Genomic DNA, 2,021 nt, shown 5'->3' on the forward strand with positions numbered 1-2,021 from the left:
CGTAGTCCGCGTGACCAGGGGCGTCGATGTGGGCGTAGTGACGAGCTTCCGTCTCGTACTCGATGTGAGCAGTGTTGATCGTGATACCACGCTCACGCTCTTCAGGAGCAGCGTCGATAGCAGCAAAGTCTTGTTGCTCAGCCAAACCCTTGTCAGCCAATACCTTTGAGATAGCGGCAGTCAAAGTAGTCTTACCGTGGTCGACGTGACCGATAGTTCCAATGTTAACGTGAGGCTTAGTGCGCTCGAAATTTTCCTTAGCCAAAAGCTTGTCCTCCTAATATTCGCATGTTAGTCCTTTATTGGGCTAACCCTTATTGCTTACGTATTATTATACTACATTCTTAAAAGAACTAAAACAACTTGGTGCGAAAATCTTTAGTAATTTCTCTTTATGAGACTGGAATTATTATATATAACTTCGTGTTAATTGTAAATAATTTTTATCTTTTTTTGCAAACTGATTTTAAAAAGCCGGTTTTACGCCATTAAAGCTAACATTTCAGCCTGTAATTTTGCGCGCCATTCGCGCTGTTCCACTGCTTCTTCTGGCATCGGATTGCCAAGCGACTCAGCAATTAAGCCGGCAACCCAACTTTTAGTTTCAATTGCAACCCTTTCTAAGACGGGGTAAGCAATCATAAGCATCAATCGGACTTGTTCTGCCAGGCCATGAATCATAGCAGGCCCAACTGTTCGTTCATACGATTGTAATTCAGTCACAATAGCTTGATACTGAACCATATTTTCAATAGATTCAAGTTGGGCTGGTACAACCGTCAGTGTGCCTCCGTCAAGCCACACCATATCAACTGACTGCGTCACTCGTAAACGGCGTAACCGGTCCAAGACTGATACACGTGAAATGGCCGTTAAAAATGGGTCCAATAAGACGAAACGTGCCCCAACTAGATACTCATCTAGTGGCAATTTGTCGGCTGCAATCAACCGTTCCCGTTGACTGATTGCATCCCCGTCGCTCAAATGATAAAAATGACGCGCAATCGTTGTGATTGTTGCCTGTTGCGTTTGCCGAGCTGTCATTTCTGCCGTCACAACTTGGGCCATCAAGTCGGCGCGTTGCGTCTCCGGTAACCACATAATAAATTCGCGGGCCGTCAAAAATTGTTGATTATGCAAGGCAACCGTCACGTATAATTGCGCTGTTTCGGCAGTCGCTAGGTAACTGTCAATAAATTCGTCAGCAAACAACTGTGCAGTCTTATATTGACCATCTGCCAATAGTACGCGCGTCAGCAACTGGTTGATTGCTGGTGTTTGCTTGAGATCGTAAGCTTCATCCAATGCATCTAAAGCTGGGCCGTATGAATGCTCGTCAAAAGCAGCTTGCCCTTTTGCCACTAAGCGAGCAAATCGTTCTTCATCCTCTGGTGTCATGCCCTCACCTTTCTAGATTGAAGAAGCGCCGATTCCTAAGAACCGACGCTTCTTTTTTATTCTGCACTTACTGGTTGTTCACCTTGTGTTGCCTTTGGCTTACGACGACGTGGGCGACGCTTCTTTTTCTTAGCGCCTTCCTCCGTAGCCCCCGCTGGCTTTACTTGTTGATTAGCCGGTGCTTGTTGTTTCTTTTGTTGTGCGCCATTACCTTGTCCTTGTGCACCAGGCACTTTTTTCTTAGGCTTTGGCTTGCGGGCAGCTTGCTTTGGAGCTGCTACCGGCTTGTCCGTTGACTTGTTATTCGTCTTGCTTGCAGAGCGCTTGCGACGACGGCCATTTTGATTAGCTTCCATGATAACTGGTAAAATCACTGGCTTACGACGAGTTTGCTCAAATAGGAACTTACCCAAGGCATCACGTACTGAATTCTTCAAGTTACCCCAATCGAATTCCTTCGTGTTCTTAATGCCTTCAGCAACTGTCTTTTCAACCAATTCCCCGGCTTCACGAATCAAATCACGTGACGTCTTCACATAGACGAAACCACGTGAGTCAATCTTAGGTGTTGCGACAATCTTTTTCTTCTTACGATCAATCGTTACAACGGCGATAAAGACCCC

2 protein-coding genes and 1 pseudogene are annotated in these 2,021 nt (G+C 45.8%); all 3 read right to left on the reverse strand.

The window, feature by feature from the left end; translation table 11 throughout:
- A partial coding sequence (locus WEIDD23_RS11335; RefSeq protein ID WP_242865522.1) for a GTP-binding protein occupies window positions 1–265 on the reverse strand: 265 nt, incomplete at its 3' end.
- Window positions 266–480: 215 nt separating this feature from the next.
- A complete protein-coding gene (locus WEIDD23_RS11340) occupies window positions 481–1,398 on the reverse strand; it encodes a hypothetical protein (RefSeq protein WP_062359046.1) in 918 nt (305 codons plus the stop codon).
- 56 nt (window positions 1,399–1,454) lie between these two features.
- A pseudogene (locus WEIDD23_RS11345) lies at window positions 1,455–2,021 on the reverse strand (RNase J family beta-CASP ribonuclease); the annotation flags it as partial.

The sequence above is a fragment of the Weissella sp. DD23 genome, assembly GCF_001579105.1.
In the GTDB taxonomy this organism is placed as follows: domain Bacteria; phylum Bacillota; class Bacilli; order Lactobacillales; family Lactobacillaceae; genus Weissella; species Weissella cibaria.